We start from the raw sequence: 25,613 nt of genomic DNA, 5'->3' as shown, positions 1-25,613 counted from the left end.
CTTGCCCTCCCGCCCACCGCCTCCTCCTCATTTTGTTTTCGCGTGGGTTCCTCCGCCCCCCCCCCCCCCCCCCCACCGCACTATCTTGCTTTGCCAACCTGCACAATCAGAAAAGGGGGGCTGACGTGGCCCTGCTGAGCTCCATCAGAGCCCACATGCGGCAACTGCAGCATCCTCGGGAGTTCAGGATCCACGCCGCCGTGTGGCCGGCGGACGCCCTTGCGGCGTTCGAACGGCTGGCAGCCGACGAGCTCGTGAGAACGGCTCATGAGCCCATGCCGGCGGAACCCGCGCGGAGCGGCTCCGAGCGGATCCAGCACGACACCCTTTCCGGTTCATCCGTCGCCGATGTGGTGACGAGCATCTGGCGGCTCGACCGGCGGGTACGACGCGTGCCCGGGGTGACCCGATCCGCGACCCGCCATCTGGAAATGGCGTGGGACTCGCTCGTCCAGGCCGGCGTCAAGATCCAGGACCATCTGAACGACCCCTTCGACCCGGGACTTTCGATCAAGGTGCTGTCCTACCAGCCCGCGCCGGAGCTCGACCGCGACCGCGTGGTCGAGACGATCCGGCCCAGCATCTACCTGAACGACCAGATGATCCAGCGAGGAGAGGTGATCGTGGGCACCCCCGACCCCGTCGCGAAGGAAGCCGCTCAGTGACCAGGACCACGATCGACTACGGCATCGACCTTGGCACCACGAACAGCTCGATCGCCGTGCTGAACGGCGTCGACGTCGAGGTGATCAAGAACAATGACGACCAGTCCGAGAGCACTCCCTCCGCGATCTGGATCGACCGCAGGGACCGGCTCTACGTGGGTGACCGGGCCAAGAAGAAGAACGAGATCGACCCCGCGAACACCTGCATCGAGTTCAAGAGCAAGATGGGCATGACCGGCCAGGCCAAGGTCTTCCCCAACGGCGACCGGTCGATGCCCCCCGAGCAGTTGTCGGCCGAGGTGCTGAAGTCGCTGAAGGGCGACGTCGCCCAGCGGTACGGCGAGGACCTGCGGGCGGCGGTCATCACGGTTCCCGCGGCGTTCGAGCTCAGCGCCTGCGAGGCGACCGAGCAGGCCGCCCGGCTCGCCGGACTGGCGCACGCCCCGCTGTTGCAGGAACCGACCGCCGCCGCACTCGCCTACGGGTTCCAGTCGATCGCGGACAACGCCTTCTGGCTGGTGTACGACCTCGGCGGCGGCACGTTCGACGCGGCCGTGGTCAACATCAGGGACGGCGAGTTCACCGTCGTCAACCATCGGGGCGACAACACCCTCGGCGGCAAGCTGATCGACTGGAAGATCGTCGAGGATCTGCTCATCCCCGCGCTGGCCCGGCAGCACCGGTTCGCCGACCTCCGCAGGGGAAACCCGCGGTCGCTCGCCGTCATCGCCCAGCTCAAGCAGGCCGCCGAGCAGGCCAAGATCAGGCTTTCGCGGGCGGAGTTCGCGGACATCACCATCGAGCTCAAGGACGACCGCGGCGAGCTGGTCGAGTTCGAGTACGACCTGCGGCGGGCGGACGTGGAGCGGCTCACCGAGCCGTTCGTCGTGCGGTCGGTGAACCTGTGCAGGAAGGCGCTGGAGGAGCGCGGGCTCGGCGCTGCCGACATCGAGAAGGTGCTGCTGGTGGGCGGGCCCACCCTGTCGCCCTACCTGAGGGAGCGGCTAGCCGACCCCAGGGACGGGCTCGGGATCCCGCTCGACCACAGCAGGGACCCGATCACGGCCGTCGCCACGGGCGCCGCCGTCTTCGCGGGGACGCAGCGTCTGGACAGCATGGAGCCGCTGCGCGTGCCGGCCGCCGGCGAGTACGCCGTCGACCTGGCCTACGAGCCGATGGGACCGGAGACCGAGCCGCTCATCGGCGGCCGGGTGTCGGGGGCGGGCACCGAGGGGTTCGCGATCCGGCTGGTCAACCCCGAGGCGCAGCCGCCCTGGTCGAGCGGGAAGATCGTGCTGGACTCCGACGGGACGTTCACCACCACGCTCTGGGCCGAGCGCGGGCGTGCCAACACGTTCCACATCGAGCTCACCGACGCCGCGGGGACGCGCCGGAAGCTCTCTCCCGACCGGCTCACCTACCGCGTCGGCACCGTCGACTCCCAGCCGGTGCTGACCAACTCCATCGGCGTCGGGCTGGAGAACAACGAGTTCAGCGAGCTGGTCAAGCGGGGCACCCCGCTGCCGGCGCGGCGCAGCCACCGGCTGTGGACCACCGTCGCGCTCAGCAGGAGCGAGAACCAGGGCTTCATCAGGATCCCCATTCTGGAGGGTGAGCACCCGCGGGCCGACCGCAACCGGGGGATCGGCCGGCTGCAGATCGATCCGGGCCAGGTCACCCGCGACGTGCCGGCGGGCAGCGAGGTGGAGTTCTCCGTGGTGATCGACCAGTCGAGGCTGGTCGTCGCCCGGGCCTACATCCCCCTGCTCGACGAGGAGTTCGAGCACGTCGCCGACCTCCGTACGGAGACGGCCCCCACGTACGACGAGCTGGCGGGCAGGATCCGCGCGGAGAAGCACCGCCTGAGCGAGGCCCGCACCCAGGCCGCCGACCTCGGAGACGCGCGGGCCCAGGCGCTGCTCGCCACGATCGACGCGGAGGCGACGGTCGCGGACGTCGAGGCGCTGGCCGACGCGGCACGCGCCGATCCGGACGCGGCGACGGCCTGCGGCAAGCGGCTGCGCGACCTCCAGGCCGCCGTCGACGGGGTGGAGGAGGTGATGGAGTGGCCGAAGCTGGTCGCGGAGGCGAAGGAGGCGATGGCGGGCGTCAGGGAGATCGTGCTGGCCAGGGGCGACTCGAACGACGAGCGGACGCTGTCCTCCCTCGAGTCCGCGACGCGGGAGGCCATCACGGCGCACGACACCGCCCTGCTGGGCAGGCGCATGCGGGACCTTTGGGAGCTCGCGGGGGACGTACTGGACCGCACGAACGAGCTGCCGGTGATCCGCTTCGACCATCTCCGGAGCCTGCAGCCGGAGATGCGTGACAGGGGCGAGGCCGCGCAGCTCATCGCCACCGGCAGGAAGGCGGTCGAGCAGGGTGACGTCAGGACGGTACGCGACGTCAACCGCCAGCTGGAGCAAATGTTGCCGGAGCCCCCGCCGCTCGACCTCAGCAGCACGGTCGTGAACGGCTCGTGACCATGCCGCCGTCGATCACCCGCGAGCTGACCCTCGCCCAGGCCAGGGCCCTGGCCAGGGAAGGACGGTACGCCGAGGCCGTGGACCTGCTGGAGGACCTCCCGGGGGACACCAGCGTGGCGGTGCTGGACCTGCTGGCCCGCGTGCACGCCCAGCAGGGCGACCTGGACCGCGCCGACCAGTGCTGGGCGGAGGCGGAAAAGATCGCGCCCGGCGCCACCGAGATCGCGGCGGGGCGGCGCCGGATCGCGGCCATGCGCCCGGCCGGCCGGCGGCGCGGGACCGGCCGGGCGCTGCTGGCCGGCTGCACGGTGCTGGTCACGGCCGGCGCGCTGGCCCTGCTCGTCGACATCCGGATGGAGACGGCCAGGCTGGGGGCGGCGCAGCCGCCTGCCGCGCCGGTCGTCGTCACGCGGACGGTCCCGGCCTCGCCCTCCCCGCCGGCCGAACGTGACGTCCTGGCCGGCGTGCGACTCCAGGTTCCGGGCGTGCGGGTGAGCCGGTCGCGGCAGGAGATCTCCGTCGCCTTCGAGGACGCCCTGTTCAGCGAGGGCGCCACCCTGACCCGGAGGGGGAGGGCCGTGCTCGGCGATCTGGGAGCGCGCCTGCGCCCGTACGCGGGTGAGATCGAGGTCGCCGTCATCGGCCACACCGACAGGAACGCGATCCTGCCGGGCGGCGAGTACGCCAGCAACACCGACCTCGGCCTGGCCAGAGCCGTCTACGTGCGTGAGGTGCTGCGCGCCGCGTCGCGCATCCCCACCACCAGGTTCGCGGTGTCGTCCATGGGCGGGCTCATGCCGCCGTTCCGGGACGACGCGCGCAACCGCACGGTGACCCTGCGCATCTCCGGAGCCACCCGATGACGCTTGCCGACCTCAAGCCGGACCTCTACCGGCAGAACGCCTTCCGGATCACCGGGCTGCCCGTGCGCGCGACGGCGCGCGAGGTCCGGCGGCACACCGACCGCCTGCTTGTCATGGAACGCCTCGGCAAAGCGGGCACGACCCAGGGGATGCTGCCGCCGGAGCGGCCGTTCGACGACGACGCCACGCAGCGGGCGGTGCAGCGCCTCAGAGATCCGGTGGTCCGGCTGGTGGACGAGCTCTTCTGGTTGTGGCCCGTGGACAGTGACGACGCCGCCATGGCCGCGCTGCTGCGGGGCGAACCGGACGAGGCGCTCCACATGTGGGAGCACGCGGAGCGAGGGCCTGCCGGGGCCGTCGCCACGCACAACCTCGCGGTGTTCTCCCTCGTCAAGGCGCTCGAATCGGACGAGCTGGACGACGATCGCCTGCGGTCGTGGCGGCGGGCGTACGCGTGCTGGGCCAAGGTGATCGCCGACGACACCTTCTGGGACCTGGTGCGGGCCCGGGCGGAGGAGATCGACGATCCGCGGCTGACCGCGCGCACGGTCCGGCGGATGCGCGACGACCTGCCCGCGGCGCTGCTGTCGATCAGCGCCCAACTCGCGGCCAGGGCCGTCAGAGAAGGGCGGCTGCGGGACGCGCGCAGGCACGCCGGAGTCATGAGGGGGTTGGGGCAGGCGTCCCAGCTGGTCGACGACGCCCTACGGGCCGCGCTGGAGCCGGAGGCGTCCAGGATGAAGGCGCTCTGCGAGGACGCGTACCAGCAGCTCAAGCCGGATCCCGGCCGCGGCGACGAGATCGCCGAGCGGCTCCTCGACGAGGCCAAGCCCCTGCTCAGGGTGCTCACCGAGGTGCTGCCCGACGACCACTGGGCGGTGCGGGACGCCGGCGACGATCTCGCCCATGCGGCACTCGCCTGCGTGGTGGCCTTCGTCAACGCGACGAAGGAGAACCGGCGTGCACTGGACCTGCTCGATCACGCGCTGGCCCTGGCGGTCACGGACCCCGTCCGCGACCGGGTCCAGGAGAACATCGACATCATCAGCGGCAACCTCTCCCTGCACGCCTGCTTCTTCTGCGGCCGGGACGCGGACCCGTCGGCCGCCCTGGAGCACAAGATGTACGGGGATGTCAACCACCTGCAGTGGAAAACCACGTGGCGGACGGCCACGATCCCCGTGCCGCGCTGTGCTCGCTGCAAGAGCCGGGCCGCGCGGCGGCGGATCGTGATACCCCTGCTCATACTGCTGGTTGTCGCCACGGTCATGGCGTTGATCGCGAGTGTCGCCGTCGTGTTCGGGCTCATCTTGATCGCGCTCGACGCCCTCCTCGTGATCCTTGTGGTGGCCTTGGCCCCTGGCCGCTCCGTCGCTGAGTTCCCCCCGATAACAGATCTGCTGCTCAAGGGCTGGAAATACGGCGCCCGCCCGCGGGGGACATGACGGGCCGGCTACGGTCGCAGCCGCAGGTCCGCGAAGAGCGCCCGGTGGTCGGAGCCCGGCAGGTCGTGCACCTGGACGGCGACCGCGCCGGCCCGGCCGTCGGTCAGCACGTGGTCGATGGCCACCAGCGGGGGCAGCCCCCGGCCCTGCGGCCAGGTGGGCACCAGGCCCTGCCCGGTGGCCGCGGCCGCGTCGGTGTAGCCGGTGGCCAGCAACCGGCGGAAGACGGCGTGGTGGAGGGTCGCGTTGAAGTCGCCGGCCAGGATGCGCGGCGGCCCGGAGGCAGGTGCGGGAGGCAGCGCGGCGACCCCGGCGTGCCACTCCGGCACCGTCGAGGGCACGGGCGCGACCGGGTGCACGACCACGACCTCCACGGCCGAGCCGCCGGGCAGCGTCACCTCCACCACCGGCATGTGGTGCCCGACCGGCTGGAACAGGCCGGTCCGCTCCCGCAGCGGGTGGCGCGCGTACACGCCGCTGCCCTCGGGGCCGCGGAACATCGGCCGGCTCACCTGGTACGGCAGCAGCGCCGGCAGCCCGGCGGCGGCCAGCCGCGCACCGGCCGACCAGGTCACCTCCTGGAGGCTCAGCACGTCGACGTTCAGCCGGCGCACCAGGTCGACGAGCACGGCGGCGTCCCCGCGGCCGCCGTTGAGGTTGGCGGTGAGCACGCGCAGCGGCCGCCCCTCGGCGGAGCCGGGGCCGCCCAGCGTCCGCGGCGCCACGCACCAGATGAGGCACGTGCACACGGCCAGCATGAGCGCGATGGCGGCCCTGCTGCGCACGGCGACCGCGACCGCCAGCATCGCCAGTGCCGCGACCGTGAAATAGGGCGTGAAAGAGACCATCGGCACCAGGAAGGCGCCCGTCTCCAGCCCTCCGGCCCGTACGGCCGTTCCCAGCGCGAACAGCACGGCCACCGCGATGGCCGGCCGCGCTCCCCGCACCCGGCGGCGACGGGGCGGCGCTTCCGGCGCCGCCTCCGCGTCCTGTTGAACCAGCACAGTCGCACGGTAAACGGTCATTCTTAACCGAAGATGAGGATCCGGTCCGGTCTGCTGCCAAGATGGGACGGTGGTGAAGGGCAAGATCGTGTTACTGGCGGTGATCGGCGCGTCGGTCCTGACCGGATGCGCCGCGGAGAACGACCCGTCGCGGGCGCGGCAGGGCGACTGCCTGGAGGCGGTCGGGGAGGGAAAGAAGACCACCGATTTCCGGATCGTCGGCTGTGCCGCGCCGGAGGCGGCGTACCGGGTGGCCATGCGGCTCAAGCGCGGCGAGCGGTCGTGCGGGAGCACCACCTACGGCTACGCGAGCAGCGGATACGTCAGGGGCGGCGGCTGGCATCTGTGCCTGACGCTCAACGCCGAGGTGGGCGAATGCTTCCATCAGGAGGTCGGCTTCCCCACCGGCAAGGCGACCAAGGTGGCGTGCGGCCGTCGGCGACGTACAAGATCGTCAAGCGGGTCGACGGGACCGCCGACAAGGAGCTGTGCGGCGAGGACGCCGCCTACCCCGTGCGCAACGACCTGGCCCGCCCGATCTACCTGGTCTACCCGGATCCGCCGCTCACGATCTGCACCGACCGCGCGTGACCGTGCCCGCCGGGCGGCGGGCACGGGCGAGTTTCACCAGGTCACGGGAAGTTCGTGGACCCCGTAGACGGACCCGTCGTGCTTGAACGGGATCCGCTGCAGATCCGCCGCCAGCCGCAGGGTGGGGATGCGCCGGTAGAGGGTGCCGTACACGACCTGCAGCTCCATCCGGGCCAGCGACTGGCCCAGGCACTGGTGCACGCCGAAGCCGAAGGCCACGTGGTGGCGGGCCTCGCGGCGCAGGTCGAGCCGGTCGGGGTCGGGGAAGGCGGCCGGGTCGCGGTTGCCGATGTCGTTGGCCAGGATCAGGCCCTCGCCGGCGCGGATGACCTGGCCGGCGATCTCGATGTCCTCCAGCGCGACCCGGCGGCGCCCGTTGTGCGTGATGTGCAGGTAGCGCAGCAGCTCCTCCACGGCCCCCGCGATCAGCTGGGGGTCGTCGGCGCTGCGCAGCAGGTCGAGCTGGTCGGGGTGCTCCAGCAGGGCGAGCGTGCCGAGCGCGATCATGTTGGCGGTGGTCTCGTGCCCGGCGATCAGCAGCAGCACCCCCATCTGGCCCGCCTCCTGCCGCGACAGCTCCCCGGCCTTGACCCGCTCGGCCAGCCGGGACAGCAGGTCGTCGCCGGGCGCGGCGAGCTTGTCGCCCACGAGGCCGTCCAGGTACGCGGCCAGCCGCCCGACGGCGGCGGCGCGCTGCTCCGGGGTGGCGTCCCGCCTGATGACGACCTTGCTGTTGTCCTGGAAGAACTCGTGGTCGTCGTACGGCACCCCGAGCAGCCGGCAGATCACCAGCGAGGGCACCGGCAGCGCGAACGCCTCGACCAGGTCCACCGGCTTCGGACCGGCCAGCAGCTCGTCGATCAGGTCGTCCACGATCTTCTGCACGTCAGGCCGCATGGCCTCGACCCGCCGGACCGTGAACGGCGCGGTCACCATGCGCCGCAGCCGGGCGTGCTCGGGGTCGTCCATCAGGATGAAGCCGATGGACGAGCCGCCGCTGATCCTGGCCGGGCTCGGATAGCCGGGACGGGTGACGTCGGCGCTGACCCTCCGGTCGCCCAGCAGCGCCCGCTGCTCGGCATAGCGCGTCACCAGCCACGGCGTGCTGCCGTCCCAGAGCCGGACCCGCGTGAGCGGGCCCTCCTCCTGCCGGGAGCGCAGCTCCGGCGGCGGGTCGAACGGGCACCCGGCCGCCCGGTCCATCGGGAACCCAGGAATCCCTTTTTCGTCAGAAATGGCCGTCATCGTGTGATGTGTCCTTCCACAGTGGTCGGTCACCGGGCCGCGGTGAGCCCCGCGAACGCGTCGATCTCCTTGCGGCGCAGGCGGGCCTGCTTGGGCATGTTCCAGCCGAGCACGCCGGTGACCCTGCCGCCCTCCCGGTGGAGCGCCACGAACCGGCGCTCCGCCGGGTCCCCCTCCACGACGGTCGCCTCGCCGGACGGCGTCCCGTGCACCTGGATCCTGGCGTCGAACTGGTCGGTCCAGAAGTACGGCACCGGGCGGTAGGCACGATCCTCGCCGAGGATGCCGGCCGCGACGATCCCGGCCTGCTCGGTGGCGTTGGTCCGGTTCTCCAGCCGCAACGACGTGCCGAGCCCGTCGTGGTGCCAGCGGGCGACGTCGCCGGCCGCGTAGACGCCTTCGGCCGCCCGGCAGCGCGGATCGCACACCACGCCGTCCTCCAGGCGCAGGCCGCTGCCCGCGAGCCAGCCGGTCGCCGGGTCGGCGCCGATCGCCACCACGATCACGTCGGCCGCCAGCACCTCGCCGGTGTCCAGGCACACGCCCGTCACCCGCCCCCTCCGCCGGCCCGGCCCGTTCTCGCCGGCGAGCCCGGCGAGCCCGGCGAGCCCGGCGACCCCCGTGCCGGGCCGCAGGCGGACCCCGCGTCCGGTGTGCAGGCCGGCGAGCAGCGCCGCGGCGGCCGGGCCGAGCTGACCGGCCAGCGGCGCGGGCTGCGGCCCGACCAGCGTGACCTCCGCCCCCAGCCCCCGTGCGGTGGCGGCGATCTCGGCGCCCAGCACCCCGTCCCCGGCCACCACGAGCCGGACGGAGGGACGCAGTTCCGCCCGCAGCGCCAGCGCGTCGTCGAGGGTGCGCACCACATGGACCCCGGCCAGCCCGTCCTGCCCGGGAAACGCCCGGGGCCGCAGCCCCGTGGCGATGACGACGGCGCCCGCCCGCAGGACCCGCCCGGACGCGGTGCGGACCGTGCGCGCGGCGACGTCCAGGCCGGTGGCCGGGTCGCCGAGGACGAACTCCGCCTCCAGCGCCGCCAGCGCGGCCTCCGTCCGCAACCGGGCGCGCCCGGGTTCCCAGGCGCCGGACAGGACCTGCTTCGACAGCGGCGGCCGGTCGTAGGGCGGGTGCGGCTCGGCTCCGATGACGGTCAGCTCGCCCCGGTAGCCCTTGCGCCGCAGTGCCTCCACGGTGGCGAGCCCGGCGGCGCCGGCCCCGACCACCAGGACGCCGGAGGGTACGCTCACTCGCTCAGCTCGATCGCCGCCGCCGGGCAGACGTCGGCCGCCTCGCGCACGGTGGCGTGCAGCCGCTCGGGTGGTGCCGCGTCGAGCAGGACCACGACCCCGTCGTCCTCCCGCTGGTCGAACACCTCCTGCGCGAGCAGCACGCACTGGCCGGCGCCGCAGCACTTGTCCTCATCGACGGTGATTCTCATGATGGTTCCCCTTCGTTCGTGCATCGGTCGGGACAGGACTGGTCGACAGGGCCAATCGACGGGGCCAATCGACAGGGCCAATCGACAGGGCCAATCGACGGGGCAGGTCAGGGAGCGCGCGTGACCGGCGCCTGCCACATTCCGACGATCGCGTCGATCAGTCCGGTCGCGGCGTCCTGCCAGCTGGCCCGGGGTGTCGGGACTCCTTCGGCCAGGGCGCGCTCGCGCTCGGCGCACATGTGCACCATCAGCTGGCGGGCCATGTCGTTGCGCTCGGCGCGCACGTCCGCGGGCAGCGCGGGCAGGCACCGGTCGAGCCCGTCGATGATCTGCTGCAGGGAGGGGGAGGTGAGCGACTCCTCGACCATGATCTCGCGGAGCGTGGGATCGGTCATCACCTGGGCGCCGAACCGGGCGAACCAGGTCGGGCTGCCCAGGGAGGCCAGATGCTCGGCGATCGGGCGTACGAGGCAGGCCACCCAGTCGCGCACCTCGGCGGAGTCGCCGACCTCGGCCACCATCCGCCCGCGGATGCGCTCGGTGTGCTCGGCGTGCTTGCGGGCGATCGCCCGCACCAGGTCCGCCTTCGTGCCGAAGTGGTAGCCGACGGCGGCGTTGTTGCCCTGGCCGGCGGCCTCGCTGACCTGGCGGTTGGACACGGCGAACACCCCGTGCTCGGCGAACAGCCGCTCCGCCGCCACCAGGATCTGCTCCCGGGTCGCGCTGGCCCGTCCGGCCCTAGGGGTTCTGGCGGCCACGGTCACCACCGCACCGGGACCTCGCGCAACCCGCCGACGGCCAGCCCTTCGACGCGGTGCAGGTCTTCCGCGGGGACGGCGAGCTCCAGCGAGGGCAGCTTGCGCAGCAGCACCTCGAGCACGGTCTGCAGCTCGGTGCGGGCCAGCGACTGCCCGAGGCATGAGTGCGCGCCGGAGCCGAACGCCAGGTGCGGGTTGGGGACGCGGTCCAGCCTCATCTCCCCGGCGCGCTCGAAGGCGTTCTCGTCGCGGTTGGCGGCGGCCATGCTGCACACCACGGTGGTGCCCCGGGGGATGACGGCGCCGGCGACCTCGACCTCCTCGCCGATGTAGCGCGGCATGCCGAAGCCCGGGTTGGCGTCGAACCGCAGCGACTCCTCCACCGCGGAGCGCACCAGCGAAGGATCGGCGAGCAGCCGCTCCCAGCGCCGCCGGTCGGCGAGCAGCATGGCCACCATCTTGCCGATCATGTTGGCCGTCGTCTCGTGCCCGGCGACCAGCAGCCCCATGCCGGTGGCGACCAACGCTGTGTCGGGCATCGTCTCGCCGGCGGCGTCGGCGCCCTTGATGAGCTCGCTGAGCAGGTCGTCGCCCGGCCGCGCGCGCCTGGCGGCGACGTGCTCGCCCATGTACGCCACGAACTCGGTCTGCGCCGCGTCGATCTCCGCCTGCGTGTAGCGGGTCAGGTTGAGCAGCGTGTCGGACCAGTACGCGAACTTGTCGCGGTCGGAGTCGGGGACCCCGAGCAGGTCGCAGATCACCCACACGGGCAGCGGGAAGCCCAGGCTCGCCTTGAGGTCGGCCGGATGGCCCTGGGCCACCATGTCGTCGATGAGCCGTTCGGCCATCTCCTCGATGCCGGGCTTCAGCGCGGCCATGCGCTTGGCCGTGAACCACTTGCCGACCATGCGCCGCCACCGCTGGTGCCCTTCGCCGCCCTGCGGGATGGTCGTGGCCATCGAGCTGTTGAACACGCCGCCCGACTCGTTGGCCGCGATGCGGGCCGCGTCGTCGGCGTTGAGCTGCCGGGTGAAGCGCGGGTCCGACAACACCAGCTTGACGTCGTCGTACCTGGTCAGCAGGGAGGCCTGGTCGCCGCTGGGGAGCGTCACCCGCGCGACGGGGCAGCGCTCGCGCAGCCGCGCCCACTCGGCGGGCGGCTCGAGTGCGGCCTCGCTGGGAATGGGGTAGTTCAACGCCTGTTCCACGTCGTCGTGGCCCATCACGACCTCCTCTGGACTGACCGCGGATTTCGCCGCCAGTTAACCGGGCCGGTTAGCTTAAGTCAAGCGACTGATTTAAAATGGCGTGACGTCCTGTTTCGCCACCCACGGAGGCACCACATGCCCCACGTCCCTGCCGAGCCTGCCGCACCGCCACGCCGGCCCACCGTCGTCGTGGCGGTGCTGGCCTTCGCCGGGATCGTGGTCGCGCTCATGCAGACGTTGATCATCCCGTTGATCCCGCAGCTGCCCGCGCTCCTGGGCGCCACCGCGTCCGACGCCACCTGGGCGATCACCGCGACCCTGCTCGCGGGCGCGGTCGCGACGCCGGTGGTGGGGCGGCTCGGAGACATGTACGGCAAACGCCGCATGCTCCTCGTCAGCCTCGCCCTGCTGGTGGCCGGCTCGGCCATCGGCGGCCTCAGCGACACGCTGGCCCCCATGGTCGTGGGACGCGCCCTGCAGGGCCTGGCGGCCGGCGTCATCGCGCTGGGCATCAGCATCATGCGCGACGAGCTGCCACCCGAGCGGCTCGGCTCCGCGACCGCGCTGATGAGCGCCTCGCTGGGCGTCGGCGGCGCGCTCGGCCTGCCCGCGGCCGCCCTGCTCGCGGAGAGCACCGACTGGCACGTGCTGTTCTGGACGTCGGCCGGCTTCGGCGTGCTCGCCGCCGTGCTCGTGGTGAAGCTCGTGCCCGAGTCCAGTGTGCGCAGCGGAGGGCGATTCGACCTGGTCGGCGCCGCCGGCCTGTCCGCCGGGCTGATCTGCCTGCTGCTGGCCATCTCCAAGGGCGCCGACTGGGGATGGGCGGGCGGCCTGACGATCGGCCTGTTCGCCGCGTCGGCCGTGGTGTTCGCGGCCTGGGGATGGTGGGAGCTGCGGACCAGGCAGCCGCTGGTCGACCTGCGCGCCACCGCGCGCCGCCAGGTGCTGCTCACCAACCTCGCCTCCGCCGTGTTCGGCTTCGCGATGTTCGCCATGTCCCTGGTGCTCCCGCAGGTGCTGCAGCTGCCGGTCGCCACCGGCTACGGCCTGGGGCAGACGATGCTGGCCGTGGGCCTGGTGCTCGCGCCGTCCGGCCTGGTGATGATGGCCATGGCGCCGGTGTCGGCGCGCGTGTCCCGAGCCAGGGGCCCCAAGGTGACGCTGATGCTCGGCGCCGCCGTGGTCGCCGCCGGCTACGGCCTGAGCGTCGTGCTGATGTCCGCCATCTGGCACCTCGTGCTCGTCTCCGCCGTGATCGGCGCGGGCATCGGCATCGCGTACGGCGCCATGCCCGCGCTCATCATGGCCGCCGTCCCCGTCTCGGAGACGGCGGCCGCCAACAGCCTCAACACGCTGATGCGCTCCATCGGCACGTCCGTCTCCAGCGCGGTGGCGGGCGTGGTGCTGGCCCAGCTGACGGTCACCTTCGGCGCGCTCACCGCGCCGTCCGAGAACGGCTTCCGCCTGGTCATGGCGATCGGCAGCGGCGCGGCACTGGTCGCGCTCGCGATCGCGGCGTTCCTCCCCGGCCACCGCCGCTCCGGCGCCTTCCCGGCCACCTCCCGCGTGCCCACGGGGGCCCCGGCGGAGGCGCCGGGGAGCGGCTGACGCCGGGGAGCCCGCCCGCACGGATCGGCGCCTGCTCCACCGTGCCGAGCGCCACCACGGCGACGACGGCGGTTTCCCGGACGGGCGAATCTTGCGTATCGCCGGCGAGTGGTCAATAGTTGAGCAATATCGGTCAGGTTCGGTCGATCAGTTGACCGGAACTGAGCGGGCCCGGGTGCCGCCCGGTCGCTGTCACCCCCCGAGTACGCCCGAGGTGACCATGAGACGCACGGCCGCCGCGCTGGCGATGCTCGCGGTGCTCGCCGCGCCGCACGCCCTGATCCCCGCCCCGGCGGCCGCCGCCCCCGAGCCCTCGCCGACGTATCCCGAGGTCGGCAGGGGCACGGACTTCCTCGACCACCGCGCGCTGCTGGCCGGCCTCGCCGAACCTGAGTGGTACGAAGCCAACATCCCCTTCCTGGACGTGCCCGACCAGGAGATCCAGGACGTCTACTACTACCGCTGGAGCACCTTCAAGCGGCACATCCGCTACACCGGCTCCGCGACCGGCCACATCATCACCGAGTTCCACAACGCCCCCGGCTACGCCGCGCCGCTGGGCGGCATCGTCGCCGCCGCGGGCCACCACGTGTACGAGGGCCGCTGGCTGCGCGACCCCCGCCCGATCGACGACTACCTCACCTACTGGCTGCGGGGCCCCGGCGCAGGGCCCAAGCCGAAGGAGGACTTCGTCAACGAGGACACCGACGACTGGGCCCACCAGTACGCGTGGTGGGCGGCCGACGCCGCCTACCAGCGCTACCTCGTGACCGGCGACGCGTCCTTCGTCGAGAACCTGCTGCCCGACCTGGTCCGCCAGTACGACAAGTGGGGCGGCCAGTACGACGAAGGGCTCGGCCTCTACTGGTCGGTGCCGGTGTGGGACGCGATGGAGTACACCGCCTCCTCCTACGAGACCGACCCCGAGGACCCCTATCACGGCGGCGCGGGCTACCGGCCGACGCTGAACGCCTACCAGTACGGCGACGCCAGGGCCATCGCGGCGATCGCCGGGATGCGCGGCGACAGGTCGCTGGCCGAGACGTTCGAGCGGCGGGCCGACGCGCTGCGCGACGCCCTGCACCGCCACCTGTGGGACCCGGAGCGGCGGTTCTTCTACCACAAGGCCCGCGCCGACCTGGACCCCGAGCAGAAGCTGGTGACCACCAGGGAGCAGATCGGGTTCGTGCCGTGGGCGTTCGGCATGGCCAGGCCCGGCACCGAGCGGGCGTGGGCGCAACTGCTCGACCCGCAGGGGTTCGCCGCGCCGTACGGGCCGGCCACGGCCGAGCGGCGCAGCCCGCTGTTCATGAAGGACGCGCTGAGCGGCTGCTGCCGCTGGAACGGGCCGAGCTGGCCGTACTCGACGTCGACCACGCTGACCGGGCTGGCCAACCTGCTCAACGGGCGCGACCAGGACGTGGTGACCGCCGCCGACTACTACCGCCTGCTGCGCGGGTACGCGCTCACCCAGTACAAGGACGGCCGCCCGTACGTCGCGGAGGCGCACCACCCCGACGAGCCGCGCTGGATCTACGACGGCAAGGGCCACAGCGAGCACTACAACCACTCCACCTTCAACGACCTGGTGATCAGCGGCCTGATCGGGCTGCGGCCGCAGGCGGGCGGCAAGGTCGTGGTCAACCCGCTGGCCCCCGCGGGGTGGACGCACTTCGCGCTGGAGAACGTGCCCTACCACGGGCACAACGTGACGGTCCTGTGGGACCGCGACGGCACGAGGTACGGCCAGGGCAAGGGCCTGCGCCTCTACGTGGACGGCAGGCTCGCCGCCACCCGGCCGGGGCTCGGCGAGCTGGCCGCCCGCGTGCCGGGCCCGGCTCCCCACCGCGCCGAGCGCCCGAGCAACGACGCCGCGAACCCGCACGGCACCGGCCACCCCAAGCCGTTCGCCTCCTACACGGGCGCCATCGACAGCGTGTGGGACGCCGTGGACGGGCGGATCTTCTACGACGACATCCCGCACAGCCGGTGGACGAACCACCGCTCGCCGAACCCCGAGGACCATCTCGGCGTCGACTTCGGCGTGCCGACCCGGGTGAGCGACGTGCGGTTCCACAGCTACGACGACGGCGGCGAGGTGCGGGCGCCGGCGTCGTACCGGCTGGAGTTCCTTGACGGCGGGGCGTGGCGCGAGGTGCCCGGCCAGGCACGCACGCCGGAGCGGCCCGCAGGCGCGGCGCTGAACCGGGTCACGTTCCCCGAGCTGACCACGACCGCGATCCGGCTGGTGTTCGCGCCGCAGCCCGGCGCGTACGTCGGCGTCACCGAGCTGCAGGCGTGGTCGCCCGCCGCCGGCGACACCAGCCTCGACGCGACCGTCACCGGGTCGGGCGCGCCCGCCGCCGTGACCACGACGTTCGCCAACCACGGCCGCAGGCCGGCCACGAAGGTGAAGGTCGAGCTGGCCGTGCCGCCCGGCTGGTCCGCCGAGCCGCGCGGCAGGACGGAGACCCCCGTGGTGCGGCCGGGCGGCGAGTTCGCGGTGCGCTGGCGGGTGTCGCCGCCGGACGGCGAAGGGCCGCGCCCCGACGTTCACCCCGTGCGGGCCTTCGCGACCTACGACCGGCAGGTGCGGGCGGTGAGCGCGTACGCGCACGTGGAGCGGGAGCTCGACCCGGCCGCGTACGCGAAGGTCGAGGTGGAGGACACGTTCGCCACCGACACCTCCGCGGGCTACACCGTGCACCGGCCGGAAGGCGGCGAGGCCGAGCCGGAGATCACGGTCGGCGGGGGCAGGTTCGCGGGCAGCGGCGCGCGGCCGTTCTTCGGCGTGGTCGCGGGACCGGCGGGGCCGTCGTCGGCCGACGCGATCAGCGTGGTGACGGCCGGCTCCTTCGCCGGCACCGGCAGCGCCGAGGACAGCGTGTTCGTCGGCTGGGTGAAGGACCAGGACAACTACGTGACCGCCTGGTACAACCACACCCGCAAGCAGTCGGGCATCAACGTGCGGGTGGGCGGCCGGTTCCTCGACACGCCCGGTGACGCCGCGCTGACCCTGGCGCCCGGCGACCGGTTGGCGCTGGTGCTTTCCGGCGACACCATCACCTCCTTCGCCCGGACGGCGGGCACGGCCGGCGGGTCCACGACGGGCGGCGCACCCGGCGAGTGGCGGCGGCTGCGCACCGCCTCGATCGGCGGCACCCTCGCCACGCCGCAGGCCCGCGAGGGCTTCCGCCACGGCTTCGGCCTGCGCGGCACGTCCGGCACGATCGCCATCACGGGCCTGGAGGGCCGCAGCGGCTAGACGGGCCGCCCGTCCCGCCACGGGCGTCCTGCTACGGCTGGGTCGCCGGCGCGGCCACCTCGCGCATGCGCTCGAAGTTCGCCACGTACTGCTCGTAGACCTTCCGGTTGTTCAACCGCAACAGCACCTCGTCGTTGCGGCGCAGCGAGGTCTCGTTGTAGTTGTGGCTGCCGGTGAACACCCGGCGGGCGTGGCGGTCGCCGTCGTACGAGCCCTCGACGAGCAGGTATTTCGAGTGCACGCGGCCGGGCAGCGCGGCCCCGTCGCCGAGGGCGCGCAGCTCGACGCGCGGCTCGGCCAGCAGGAGCTCCTTGACCTCGTCGTCCATGATCCCGTAGACGATCCGCACCGTGCAGCCCTGGGCCGCCAGGTCACGCAGCCGCCGCGGGATCGCCACGCGGTAGGCGTCCCACTCCGACATGCCGACCCTGATCGTCGTCCCGCCCCGGCAGGACACCTTGCCGAGCTCGTCGACGACGGGGTCGCCGCTCGCCTTGGGGAAGAAGCCGGCCCGTACGGAGCCGCCGGGCCCGCCGGTCTGGACGACCCGGTAGTAGTCGAGGTTCTTGCGCTCCGCGGCGAGGTCGGAGAAGTAGCCGGCGTAGGCGTCGTACAGGCGCCGGTTGCCGGGCAGGACGACCGCGTTGTTCCAGTACGTGGTGGAGTTGAGGTCGGTCAGGTTGGCCGACGACTGCACCACCACCTCGGAGGCGTGGCCGGTGCGCGAGAACAGGTAGAACTTGTTGTGCTGGCCCTTGTTGCCGATGCAGGCGGCGGTGCCGCCGGAGGGCGGGCCGGTGCACACGTGCAGCCAGGAGCGCGCCGAGGTGTCCGTGCCCAGCGCCGCCGCCAGCTTCTCCGCGACGGCCGCGCCGCGCCTGTCGCCGTCCAGGACGACCCGCACGTCCACGTCGCGCTGGTGCGCCTTGACGAGCTCGTCGGCGAACTCGGTGCCCGCGGCGCCCGACATGACGAAGTGGGCGACCTGGATGCGGGCGCCCGCGGGCGTCTGCTTGACGAGGCCGCAGAGCTTCTGGACGAGCGCCGCCCCGTCCCCGCTCACCGGGTCGTTGAAGACGGCCGCCGTCGTCACCGGCGTGGCGGGCGCGTCCGCGCAGGTGCTCGCGGAGGCGGCGGCCGGGCCCGCGCCCGCGAGCACGGTGGTGGCCATCAGGGCGCCTGTGGCGAGCGCGGGCAGGAACGTGCCTGGCATGGATCACTCCTTCGTGAGACGGCCGCTCTCGGGCGCCGTCGTTGCGGGGGGCGGAAGCGCTCCGGGGAAGTGGCAGGCGACCGGGTGACCCGTGTCCCGTTCGACCAGCGCCGGTTCCTCGTCGCGGCATCGATCCTGGGCCTGCCAGCAGCGCGTACGGAAACGGCAGCCTGTCGGCGGGCGCAACGGTGAGGGAACATCTCCGGTCAGGACGATCTCGTCGCGCCCGCCGCCGGGCCGCCAGTCGTCCAGGCTGGGCGCCGCCGACAGCAGGGCCTGCGTGTACGGGTGGGCCGGCTTCCGGTAGATGTCCTCCTTGGAACCGGTCTCGACGATCTTGCCCAGGTACATCACCGCCACCCGGTCGCACAGGTGCCGGACGACGCCCAGGTCGTGCGAGATGAACAGGTACGACACGCCCAGGTCGCGCTGCAGCTCCTGCAGCAGGTTGAGGATCTGCGCCCGCACCGAGACGTCGAGCGCGGACACGGCCTCGTCGCAGACGATCAACCGGGGCCGCACGGCCAGCGCCCTGGCGATGCTGATGCGCTGGCGCTGCCCGCCCGAGAACTGGTGGGGGTAGCGGCCGGCGTGCTCGGGGCGCAGGCCGACGCGCTCCAGCAGGGCGCGCACCTCCTCGTCCCACCGCTCGCGCGGCACCAGCCCGGGGTGGATGCGCCACGCCTCCTTGATGAGGGCGGCGACGGTCATGCGCGGGTTCAGCGAGGCGTACGGGTCCTGGAAGACGAGCTGGATGTCGCGGCGCAGCCTGCGCAGCTCCCTGGCGGGCAGGGTGCCGAGGTCGCGGCCGTCGAACAGGACCCTGCCGCCGGACGGGCGCACCAGGCCGACGATGGTCCGCGCGATCGTGGACTTGCCGCACCCGGACTCGCCGACCAGCCCGACGGTCTCGCCCGCGCCGACGGTCAGGCTCACGCCGGCCACGGCCCGCACCTCGCCCCCGCGCCGGCCGATCCCCGGCCGCAGGCGGTAGCTCGTCACCAGGTCGGACAGCTCCAGCAGGGGTTCAGCCCCGGCCATGCGCGATCACCTCCTCCGCGAAGTGGCAGGCACTGGTACGCCGAGCGCGGAGCTCGCGCGGGGCGGGGTCGTCGGTGCGGCAGACGTCCCTGGCGAACGGGCAGCGCGGGTGGAAGGCGCAGCCGGCGGGCCGCGCGGCCAGGTCGGGCGGCCGGCCGTCGATCGCCTCCAGCGGGGCGCCGAGGTCGCGGGGGTCGGGCACCGCCCGCATCAGGCCCAGCGTGTACGGGTGGGCGGGCCGCTCGTACACCTCGGCCACGGTGCCGGTCTCGACGATGCGGCCCGCGTACATGACGGCCACCCGGTCGGCCGCCCGCGCGACCACGCCGAGGTCGTGGCTGATGAGGACCATGCCGAGCCGCTCGGCCCGCTGCCGCTGCCGCAGCAGCCGCAGGATCTGCGCCTGGACGGTCACGTCCAGCGCGGTGGTGGGCTCGTCGGCGATGAGCAGCCGCGGGTCGAGCGCCAGCGCCATCGCGATCATCACCCGCTGCCGCATGCCGCCGGAGAAGCGGTGCGGATGGTCGTCGAGCCGCCGCTCGGCATCGGGGATGCCCACCTGCGCCATCAGCTCCGCCGCCCGGCGGCGGGCCTCCGCCCGGCCGGTGCCGCGGTGCCTGCGGAACATCTCCGCGATCTGGTAGCCCACCGTCAGCGACGGGTTCAGCGCGCTCAGCGGATCCTGGAAGATCATGGAGATGCGCTCGCCCCGCAGCGCCTGCCACTCGCGGCCGGACAGCCCGGCGACGTCGCGGCCCTCGATCGAGACGCGCCCTCCCGCGATGCGCGCCGACTGCGGCACCAGCCCCATCAGCGCCTGCGCGGTCACGCTCTTGCCGCTGCCGGACTCGCCGACGATCGCGAGCGTCTCGCACTCGCCGACCTCGAAGGACACCCCGCGCACGGCCCGCAGCGGCCCCGCCGGCGTGTCGAACTCCACGGCCAGGTCCTCGACCTCCAGCAGCGGGGCTGCGGATCCGTTCGCCCTTTCACTCATCGTCACAGCTCCGTCATCGGGTCGGAGGCGTCACGCAGCAGGTCGCCGAGGACGCCGATGCTGACCACGACGAGCGCCAGGGCGGCGCCCGGCACGGCCGCGATCCACCAGGCCGAGGCGAGGTAGTCGCGGCCTTCGGCGATCGTCGAGCCCCAGGACGCCTGCCCGGCGGGCACACCGAGGCCGAGGAAGCTCAGCGACGCCTCGGCGACCATGGTCAGGCCGACCTGCACGGTGGCCGCGACCATCAGCGGCGGCAGGCACGACGGCAGGATGTAGCCGGCGAGGATGCGGGCGTGGGAGGCGCCCATCACCCGCGCCGAGTCGACGAACTCCCGGTCGCGCACGGCGAGCGCCGAGCCGCGCACCACCCTGGCGAAGATCACCCATCTGGTGACCGCCAGGGCGATGATCACGTTCACCATGCTGGGGCCCAGGACCCCGGCCAGCAGGATGGCCAGCAGCAGGCTGGGGAAGGCGAGCTGGATGTCGCCGAGCCTGGAGATGATCCCGTCGGCCCAGCCGCCGAAGTAGCCCGCGAGCAGGCCGAGCAGCAGCCCGACCGTTCCGCCGACGGCCACGGTCACCAGCGCCACGGTCAGCGAGGTGCGCATCCCGGCCAGCACCTCGGCCAGGAGGTCCTGCCCGACCTGGTCGGTGCCGAGCCACGCCGTCACGCCGTCGGACAGCCGGGCGCCCGGCGGCAGCAGCCGGTCGACCGGGCTGGTGCGGGCCGCGTCGTACGGCGCCAGCAGCGGCCCGAGCAGGCCGGCCAGCACGAACAGCAGCACGGTCCCGAGCGCCAGGTGCGCGCGCAGGGGCAGCGCGGCCAGCCGGCCGGCGAGCGTCGCGCCTCGCACGTTCACTGTCATCAGGCGTTCTCCAACTGGATCCTGGGGTCGAGATACACGTAGAGCACGTCGACCAGCAGGTTGAGCAGGATGTAGCAGACCGTGATCACGGTCAGGACGGCCTCGACCACGGCGTAGTCGCGGAAGGTGATCGAGTCGATGAGCAGCGACCCGATCCCGGGCCAGGCGAAGATCACCTCGACGATGACGCCGTTCGCGATGAAGTAGCCCATGAGCAGGCCCAGCATGGTCACCACCGGCACCAGGGTGTTGCGCAGCACGTGGATGGAGAAGACCACCCGCGGGCTCATGCCCTTGGCGTGGGCCGTGCGGACGTAGTCCTGGTTCATCTCCTCGAGGATTCCGGTGCGTACGAGCCGGCCCAGCCAGCCCACGAACGGCAGCGCCAGCGTGAACGCGGGCAGCAGCAGGCTGACCATGGTGCCGTCGGCCGTGCTGGGCAGGATCTGCAACCAGCGCGCGAAGATGAGCGAGAGCATGATGCCGATCCAGAACGGCGGCAGCGCCTGGCCGACCAGCGAGGACACCGAGACCAGGTGGTCGGCCCAGGTGTTCGCGCGGCGGGCGGCGAACGTACCGGCCGCGAAGCCCAGCACGATGGTGATCACCATCGCCCACGCCGACAGGGACAGGGTCGAGCCGAGGCGCTCCAGGCAGGCGTCCAGGGCGCTGACGCTCTGCCGCCAGGAGTGGCCGAAGTCGAGGGCGACGACGTCCCGCATGTGGGTGGCGTACTGGACGAGCAGGGGCTCGTCGAGCCCGAGGTTGCCGCGCAGCTCCTCCAGCGCCTCGGGCGTGGCCTGGCTGCCGAGGATCAGCTCGGCCGGGTCGCCGGGCAGCACCCGCAGGGCGATGAAGACGATCGTGATCGCGCCCCAGATCTGGAGCAGCGCCTGGGCGAGCCGCCGTCCGAGGTAGGCGGTCATGTGCCGCCCCCGCCGCTCGACGCCCGCACGACCAGCCGGGGCGGGAACAGGACCTGCTCCGGCGCCCCCGCCGCCGCGCCGAGCCGCCGCAACATGCGGTCGACGGCGGACACGGCGATGTCCGCGGCGGGCAGCTCCACGGTGGTGAGCGAGGGGATCACGTAGGGGGCGAACGGGTGGCCGCCGTAGCCGACGACCAGGATGTCGTCGGGGATCCGCAGCCCGGCCTCGTCGGCGACCCGGTAGACGCCGAGCGCGAAGTAGTCGTTGCCGGCCACGAACGCCATCGGGCGCTGCGCGGACCGCACGACCTCCCTGGCCAGCCGGTACGCCTCGCTCGGGTCCCACGGCATCGCGCTCTGCTCCAGCCGCCGGGTCGGCACCCTGATCACGGTGTCGGGTTCGACGGGCAGGCCGCTGTCGGCCATGGCCCGCCGGTAACCCTCGACGCGGTCGGCGACCGCCGAGACGCCCAGGTCCTCCTCCAGGAAGTAGATCTTCCTGGCGCCCTGGGCGACGGCGTGCCTGGCGGCCTCGTAGCCGCCCTTCACGTGGTCGACGCCCACCAGGTCGGCGTTCAGCTCGGGCACGTCACGGTTGATCAGGACCAGCGGGACGCCGGCCGCGCGGAAGCGCCGCCAGTGCTCGGCCCCCTCCTGCACCGTCACCACGAGCACCCCGTCCACGCCGCGCCGCAGCAGCTCCTCGGCCGCGCGCCGCTCGTTGGCCAGGCTCTCCTCCGTCGCCATCAGCAGTAAGGAGTAGCCGTGCCGCCGGCAGTGCTGCTCCATCCCGCTGATGAGCTGGGCGTAGAACGGGTTGGACGGATTGGTGATCACCATGCCGAGCGTGCTCGCGGAGCCGAGGACCAGCGACCTGGCCGTGGAGTTGGGCACGTAGCCCAGCCGCTCGGCCTCGGCCTTCACCCGCTTGCGCGTCTCCAGGCCGACGCTGTCCTTGTCGGCGAGGGCTCTGGAGACGGTGTTCACCGAGACGCCGAGGCTCTCGGCGATGTCCTTCAGTGTCGTACGGCGTGCCTCACGCATGGCGCTCCCGGGCTGGGGTCTGGTCTCGCACGGGTCACCCGGTGGCCGACACCGTGCGGAACTCGGGCTGGCTGTTGGCCGCGGGGACGAATCCCGCGACGGTGGAGCGCAGCCCGTACGTGGCGGCCAGCGCCGCGGGGAAGACGCCGACCGCGTCACGCCAGATGATCTCGCATGCCCGGCCGTACAGCGACTTGCGCTCGTCCTGGTCGGAGGTGGCCTTGGCCTTGGCGAGGATGCCGTCGAGCTCCTTGTTCGCGTAGCCCATGCGGTTGGCCTCGCTGGTGTAGAGCCGGCCGAGGGTGTAGTCGGCGTCTCCGGTGGTCACCGTGTTGACCTGGAGTTCGATGTCCCAGTCGAGCGCCGTGAGCCGCTTGAGCCAGGCCGCCTTCTCGATCTGCTGCGGCTCGACGACCACGCCGACCTTGGCCCAGGCCGAGATGATCGACTGGGCCAGCTCGGTGGCGAGGGGCCCGGTGTCCTTGAACCACATCATCGAGGTGCGGATCCCGGAGCCGTGACCGGCCTCGGCCAGCTCGCGCCTGGCCAGGTCGGGGTCGTATTCGTAGGGCTTCTGGGGGGCGTGACCGAAGACGGCGGACGGGATCGGGGCGTCCATGACGGCGGCGGCGTCGCCGTACAGGCTGGAGACGATGGTCTTGACGTCGAGCGCGTGGAGCAGCGCGCGGCGCACGCGCGGGTCGGAGAAGGGTTTCCTGCCGCAGTTGAACCAGGTGAGGAAGTAGTTGACGCCCGGCTTGCTCTCGATCTTCACGCCGTCGACGCCGCGCAGCCGTCCGAGCTCGTCGGGCGGGATGATCCAGGTGACGTCCACCTCGCCGTTCTGCAGCGACGTCATGCGCGTGGAGGACTCGGGGATGTACGGCAGGCGCAGGCCGGCCAGCTTGGGCGCCCCGCCCCAGTAGCCGGGCGCGGGCTTGAGCAGCAGCTGCGACGAGGGGGTGAACGACTCGACGGCGAAGGGGCCGCTGCCGATCGCGTTGCGGGACAGGTCGCCCTTGCCGATCCGGGCGGCCGGCAGGATGAAGGCGAGGGCCAGGTTCACCAGCAGGGTGCCGGCGGGCTCCTTCGTGGTGATCGTGATGGTGCGCGGGTCGGGGGCCTTGATCGTGTCCACCGTGGACCACAGCGGTTTCTGCGGGCCGTCGGAGGCGGCCAGGCGCTCCAGCGACGCCTTGACGTCGGCCGAGGTCAGCTTGCCGCCGTCGTGGAAGACGACGCCGTCGCGGAGGGTGAACTCCCACGTCGTCTCGTCGGGCTGGCGCCACGACGTGGCCAGGCTCGGCGCCGCCTTCTCGCCGTCCCAGGCGACGAGCGTGTCGTAGATCTGCCGGTTGGCGAGCAGCGACGCCTCGTCCACGGCGCTCGGGCCGTGCGGGTCCAGGTCGTTGATCGCCTGGTAGAACGCGGCGCTGAGCGGCCGGTTCCCTCCTGCGGCGGGTCCCGTCCCCTTGCCGCCGGGGGCGCACCCGGTGACGAGGGCGGGGAGGGAGGCGCCGGCGGCCCCGGCTCCCAGGAGGGCCAGGAACCGCCGCCTGCCCACTCCCTCCGTTGCCGTCATGTCGAGCTCCTCTCAGCTCTTGAGTGCCAGGTAGATCAGGACCTTGGCCTTCGGGTCGCCGCCGGTCAGCGTGGCGCGCAGGCGCAACCAGTGGCCGAACTCGCGCACCCGCATGGACACCAGCCCGGGTTCCGTGGCGATCTGCTCGGTGCTCCCGTCGTCGTCGCACCAGTGCAGCCCGTCGGGGGAGATCTGGGCGGTCAGCCGCAGGGCGGGCGCGTCGCCCTCCAGAGCCAGGGTCCGGACGAACCAGCGCGCCTCCGCGGCCCAGCCCGCTTCGTACGGCTCGGTCGCGAAATCTGCGGTGAAAGTGGTGTTGCGTTCAAGAACGGCGGTAAGAGCGTGCCTCATGCCGGTGCTCACCAATCCACGGAAATCAGTGCGGAATCAAGGAAAAGGAAGTTGCGTACCGGAGAATGGGTGCGCACGCTCACGTAGAAATTGAGCAGGTTCTCCAGGCCGTCGTACTTGTCGGGATAGGCCGGCACCGGGACCTGGCGCATGTCCATGATCCGGTCATTGACCTGCAATTCGATGTTCGTCCGCGTCCTGGTGTCGAACTGCCAGCGCAGATAGTGCCAGTTGACCTTGGTCGGCACCTCGTTGTAGCAGAGGAACTGCGGCTCCTCGTCGAGCGGGCGCCAGTCCTCGGGGTTCGGCGCGGTGAAGTCCTCGGTGGGCGAGAGGTTCTCCTGGTTGTGCAGGTTCTCCCTGGGCGTCGGCTCGGGCACCACGGGGTACATCCAGCGCCTGGTGAAGTTGTGGTCCAGGTCGGTGTTCTGGTAGCGGGCGACGCAGTGATAGCGGATGCCCTCGCCGTCGCACAGGTCCGTGGCCACGGTGAATGCCCCGAACTGGGCCTCGGACGGGTGCAGGTTGCCGTCCCACTCGATGTCGCCGAAGCTGTTGCCGAGCGAGGACTCGGCGGTGGCCGCCTCGCTCTTGTAGGTGAAGTACGTCTCGAACTGCACCACCCCGCGCCTGGCCATGGTGAGCCGGCGGATCGCCACCGCGGTGTGGCCGGTCACCGGCCGGGTGGCGACCTTGAGCGCGTAATTCCCGCTCATCGCGGCGTGCGTGCCGATGTCGAAGAAATCGCACGCGCTGAGCTGCGGCGGGCGGAAGTCGCGCATGTGCACGTCGACCGTGTCGAGATTTCCGTGGCCGTCGTGGTTTCCGATGAGTTCGCACCAGCCGTGCGTTCCTGTATTGAACTCGTCGAAGGCGAGTATGCGGGGGAGCGGGTTGAACTTGGAGAGTTTGGGGTCTGCTGCGATCAGCGCGCGCCGGAGGTCGTCGGCCGGAACACGGGTGGTGTCCACGCTCAAGGGGGCGTCCTTCTCGTCGACAATTCCCTGGGGAG

22 protein-coding genes and 1 pseudogene are annotated in these 25,613 nt (G+C 72.3%); 8 read left to right on the top strand and 15 right to left on the bottom strand.

Features of this window, described 5'->3' with window-relative positions; translation table 11 throughout:
- The first annotated feature begins 125 nt into the window (after window positions 1-125).
- Genes ACZ6SA_RS00435 through ACZ6SA_RS00420 form a run of 4 tightly spaced genes read left to right on the top strand, consistent with a single transcriptional unit; the run spans window position 126 to window position 5,459 of the window.
- Window positions 126-665 (top strand): nucleotide exchange factor GrpE, encoded by a 540-nt coding sequence (locus ACZ6SA_RS00435; RefSeq protein WP_347642186.1) that lies wholly within the window; start codon window positions 126-128, stop codon window positions 663-665.
- Window positions 662-3,148, top strand: a complete 2,487-nt coding sequence (locus ACZ6SA_RS00430) for an Hsp70 family protein (RefSeq protein ID WP_465825789.1) — start codon at window positions 662-664, stop codon at window positions 3,146-3,148. The genes ACZ6SA_RS00435 and ACZ6SA_RS00430 overlap by 4 nt, the downstream gene beginning before the upstream one ends.
- Entirely contained in the window at window positions 3,145-4,014 is an 870-nt protein-coding gene (locus ACZ6SA_RS00425; protein ID WP_465825787.1) for an OmpA family protein, read from the top strand. Before ACZ6SA_RS00430 ends, ACZ6SA_RS00425 begins: the two co-directional genes overlap by 4 nt.
- Window positions 4,011-5,459 carry a hypothetical protein gene (locus ACZ6SA_RS00420; protein WP_465825786.1) on the top strand — a complete coding sequence of 483 codons (1,449 nt, stop codon included), beginning with the start codon at window positions 4,011-4,013 and terminating at the stop codon, window positions 5,457-5,459. The genes ACZ6SA_RS00425 and ACZ6SA_RS00420 overlap by 4 nt, the downstream gene beginning before the upstream one ends.
- 8 nt (window positions 5,460-5,467) lie before the next feature.
- Here ACZ6SA_RS00420 and ACZ6SA_RS00415 read toward each other — a convergent pair whose 3' ends face one another.
- Complete coding sequence (locus tag ACZ6SA_RS00415; protein ID WP_347642189.1) at window positions 5,468-6,463, bottom strand: endonuclease/exonuclease/phosphatase family protein; 996 nt, start codon at window positions 6,461-6,463, stop codon at window positions 5,468-5,470.
- A gap of 70 nt (window positions 6,464-6,533) precedes the next feature.
- Here ACZ6SA_RS00415 and ACZ6SA_RS00410 point away from each other — a divergent pair.
- Both ACZ6SA_RS00410 and ACZ6SA_RS00405 read left to right on the top strand, forming a co-directional pair.
- Window positions 6,534-6,806 (top strand): annotated as a pseudogene (locus ACZ6SA_RS00410) (LppU/SCO3897 family protein); the annotation flags it as partial.
- 83 nt (window positions 6,807-6,889) lie between these two features.
- A complete protein-coding gene (locus ACZ6SA_RS00405) occupies window positions 6,890-7,054 on the top strand; it encodes a hypothetical protein (RefSeq protein WP_465826643.1) in 165 nt (54 codons plus the stop codon).
- Window positions 7,055-7,087: 33 nt separating this feature from the next.
- On the opposite strand, the gene ACZ6SA_RS00400 is transcribed toward ACZ6SA_RS00405, so the two are convergent.
- The 5 genes from ACZ6SA_RS00400 to ACZ6SA_RS00380 all read right to left on the bottom strand — a co-directional run bounded on the left by ACZ6SA_RS00400 (window position 7,088) and on the right by ACZ6SA_RS00380 (window position 11,715).
- Entirely contained in the window at window positions 7,088-8,257 is a 1,170-nt protein-coding gene (locus tag ACZ6SA_RS00400) for a cytochrome P450 (protein WP_465825783.1), read from the bottom strand.
- A gap of 71 nt (window positions 8,258-8,328) precedes the next feature.
- A complete protein-coding gene (locus ACZ6SA_RS00395; RefSeq protein WP_347642192.1) occupies window positions 8,329-9,543 on the bottom strand; it encodes an NAD(P)/FAD-dependent oxidoreductase in 1,215 nt (404 codons plus the stop codon).
- Entirely contained in the window at window positions 9,540-9,734 is a 195-nt protein-coding gene (locus tag ACZ6SA_RS00390) for a ferredoxin (protein ID WP_347642193.1), read from the bottom strand. The genes ACZ6SA_RS00395 and ACZ6SA_RS00390 overlap by 4 nt, the downstream gene beginning before the upstream one ends.
- Before the next feature lie 107 nt (window positions 9,735-9,841).
- Window positions 9,842-10,492, bottom strand: coding sequence for a TetR/AcrR family transcriptional regulator (locus ACZ6SA_RS00385; protein WP_443150662.1), 651 nt, complete (start codon window positions 10,490-10,492; stop codon window positions 9,842-9,844).
- Window positions 10,493-10,494: 2 nt separating this feature from the next.
- Window positions 10,495-11,715, bottom strand: coding sequence for a cytochrome P450 (locus ACZ6SA_RS00380; RefSeq protein WP_347642195.1), 1,221 nt, complete (start codon window positions 11,713-11,715; stop codon window positions 10,495-10,497).
- Between the two features lie 120 nt (window positions 11,716-11,835).
- Here ACZ6SA_RS00380 and ACZ6SA_RS00375 point away from each other — a divergent pair, with 120 nt between their 5' ends.
- Together ACZ6SA_RS00375 and ACZ6SA_RS00370 are read left to right on the top strand one after the other, a co-directional pair.
- On the top strand, window positions 11,836-13,308 hold the full coding sequence (locus tag ACZ6SA_RS00375; RefSeq protein WP_347642196.1) for an MFS transporter: 1,473 nt from the start codon (window positions 11,836-11,838) through the stop codon (window positions 13,306-13,308).
- 220 nt (window positions 13,309-13,528) lie between these two features.
- Window positions 13,529-16,573, top strand: a complete 3,045-nt coding sequence (locus ACZ6SA_RS00370) for an MGH1-like glycoside hydrolase domain-containing protein (RefSeq protein ID WP_465825781.1) — start codon at window positions 13,529-13,531, stop codon at window positions 16,571-16,573.
- A 31-nt stretch (window positions 16,574-16,604) separates the two neighbouring features.
- Here ACZ6SA_RS00370 and ACZ6SA_RS00365 read toward each other — a convergent pair whose 3' ends face one another.
- The 9 genes from ACZ6SA_RS00365 to ACZ6SA_RS00325 are packed head-to-tail and all read right to left on the bottom strand — an operon-like array spanning window position 16,605 to window position 25,572.
- Window positions 16,605-17,786, bottom strand: a complete 1,182-nt coding sequence (locus ACZ6SA_RS00365; RefSeq protein ID WP_347642198.1) for a phospholipase D-like domain-containing protein — start codon at window positions 17,784-17,786, stop codon at window positions 16,605-16,607.
- Window positions 17,787-17,789: 3 nt separating this feature from the next.
- Window positions 17,790-18,827, bottom strand: coding sequence for an ABC transporter ATP-binding protein (locus tag ACZ6SA_RS00360; RefSeq protein ID WP_465825780.1), 1,038 nt, complete (start codon window positions 18,825-18,827; stop codon window positions 17,790-17,792).
- Entirely contained in the window at window positions 18,814-19,824 is a 1,011-nt protein-coding gene (locus ACZ6SA_RS00355; protein WP_465825778.1) for an ABC transporter ATP-binding protein, read from the bottom strand. Before ACZ6SA_RS00355 ends, ACZ6SA_RS00360 begins: the two co-directional genes overlap by 14 nt.
- 2 nt (window positions 19,825-19,826) lie before the next feature.
- Window positions 19,827-20,696 (bottom strand): ABC transporter permease, encoded by an 870-nt coding sequence (locus ACZ6SA_RS00350; protein ID WP_465825776.1) that lies wholly within the window; start codon window positions 20,694-20,696, stop codon window positions 19,827-19,829.
- Complete coding sequence (locus tag ACZ6SA_RS00345) at window positions 20,696-21,622, bottom strand: ABC transporter permease (RefSeq protein ID WP_347642202.1); 927 nt, start codon at window positions 21,620-21,622, stop codon at window positions 20,696-20,698. Before ACZ6SA_RS00345 ends, ACZ6SA_RS00350 begins: the two co-directional genes overlap by 1 nt.
- Entirely contained in the window at window positions 21,619-22,668 is a 1,050-nt protein-coding gene (locus tag ACZ6SA_RS00340; protein ID WP_347642203.1) for a LacI family DNA-binding transcriptional regulator, read from the bottom strand. The genes ACZ6SA_RS00345 and ACZ6SA_RS00340 overlap by 4 nt, the downstream gene beginning before the upstream one ends.
- A 34-nt stretch (window positions 22,669-22,702) precedes the next feature.
- Window positions 22,703-24,250 carry an ABC transporter substrate-binding protein gene (locus tag ACZ6SA_RS00335; RefSeq protein WP_465825773.1) on the bottom strand — a complete coding sequence of 516 codons (1,548 nt, stop codon included), beginning with the start codon at window positions 24,248-24,250 and terminating at the stop codon, window positions 22,703-22,705.
- Window positions 24,251-24,262: 12 nt separating this feature from the next.
- Window positions 24,263-24,601, bottom strand: a complete 339-nt coding sequence (locus tag ACZ6SA_RS00330; protein ID WP_347642205.1) for a hypothetical protein — start codon at window positions 24,599-24,601, stop codon at window positions 24,263-24,265.
- 8 nt (window positions 24,602-24,609) lie between these two features.
- Window positions 24,610-25,572, bottom strand: coding sequence for a DUF6772 family protein (locus ACZ6SA_RS00325; RefSeq protein ID WP_347643122.1), 963 nt, complete (start codon window positions 25,570-25,572; stop codon window positions 24,610-24,612).
- Window positions 25,573-25,613: the final 41 nt, after the last annotated feature.

Source organism: Nonomuraea sp. NPDC049378 (genome assembly GCF_055586745.1).
The sequence above is the reverse complement of the archived record's forward strand: the minus strand, read 5'-3'. Positions and strand labels throughout refer to the sequence as shown.

Coding starts and splice junctions, on each gene's coding strand:
- ACZ6SA_RS00400 (WP_465825783.1), bottom strand. CDS start 8,257: ATGGACCGGGCGGCCGGGTGCCCGTTCGACCCGCCGCCGGAGCTGCGC.
- ACZ6SA_RS00360 (WP_465825780.1), bottom strand. CDS start 18,827: ATGGCCGGGGCTGAACCCCTGCTGGAGCTGTCCGACCTGGTGACGAGC.
- ACZ6SA_RS00335 (WP_465825773.1), bottom strand. CDS start 24,250: ATGACGGCAACGGAGGGAGTGGGCAGGCGGCGGTTCCTGGCCCTCCTG.
- ACZ6SA_RS00355 (WP_465825778.1), bottom strand. CDS start 19,824: ATGAGTGAAAGGGCGAACGGATCCGCAGCCCCGCTGCTGGAGGTCGAG.
- ACZ6SA_RS00380 (WP_347642195.1), bottom strand. CDS start 11,715: ATGGGCCACGACGACGTGGAACAGGCGTTGAACTACCCCATTCCCAGC.
- ACZ6SA_RS00370 (WP_465825781.1), top strand. CDS start 13,529: ATGAGACGCACGGCCGCCGCGCTGGCGATGCTCGCGGTGCTCGCCGCG.
- ACZ6SA_RS00345 (WP_347642202.1), bottom strand. CDS start 21,622: ATGACCGCCTACCTCGGACGGCGGCTCGCCCAGGCGCTGCTCCAGATC.
- ACZ6SA_RS00390 (WP_347642193.1), bottom strand. CDS start 9,734: ATGAGAATCACCGTCGATGAGGACAAGTGCTGCGGCGCCGGCCAGTGC.
- ACZ6SA_RS00375 (WP_347642196.1), top strand. CDS start 11,836: ATGCCCCACGTCCCTGCCGAGCCTGCCGCACCGCCACGCCGGCCCACC.
- ACZ6SA_RS00350 (WP_465825776.1), bottom strand. CDS start 20,696: ATGACAGTGAACGTGCGAGGCGCGACGCTCGCCGGCCGGCTGGCCGCG.
- ACZ6SA_RS00330 (WP_347642205.1), bottom strand. CDS start 24,601: ATGAGGCACGCTCTTACCGCCGTTCTTGAACGCAACACCACTTTCACC.
- ACZ6SA_RS00420 (WP_465825786.1), top strand. CDS start 4,011: ATGACGCTTGCCGACCTCAAGCCGGACCTCTACCGGCAGAACGCCTTC.
- ACZ6SA_RS00365 (WP_347642198.1), bottom strand. CDS start 17,786: ATGCCAGGCACGTTCCTGCCCGCGCTCGCCACAGGCGCCCTGATGGCC.
- ACZ6SA_RS00340 (WP_347642203.1), bottom strand. CDS start 22,668: ATGCGTGAGGCACGCCGTACGACACTGAAGGACATCGCCGAGAGCCTC.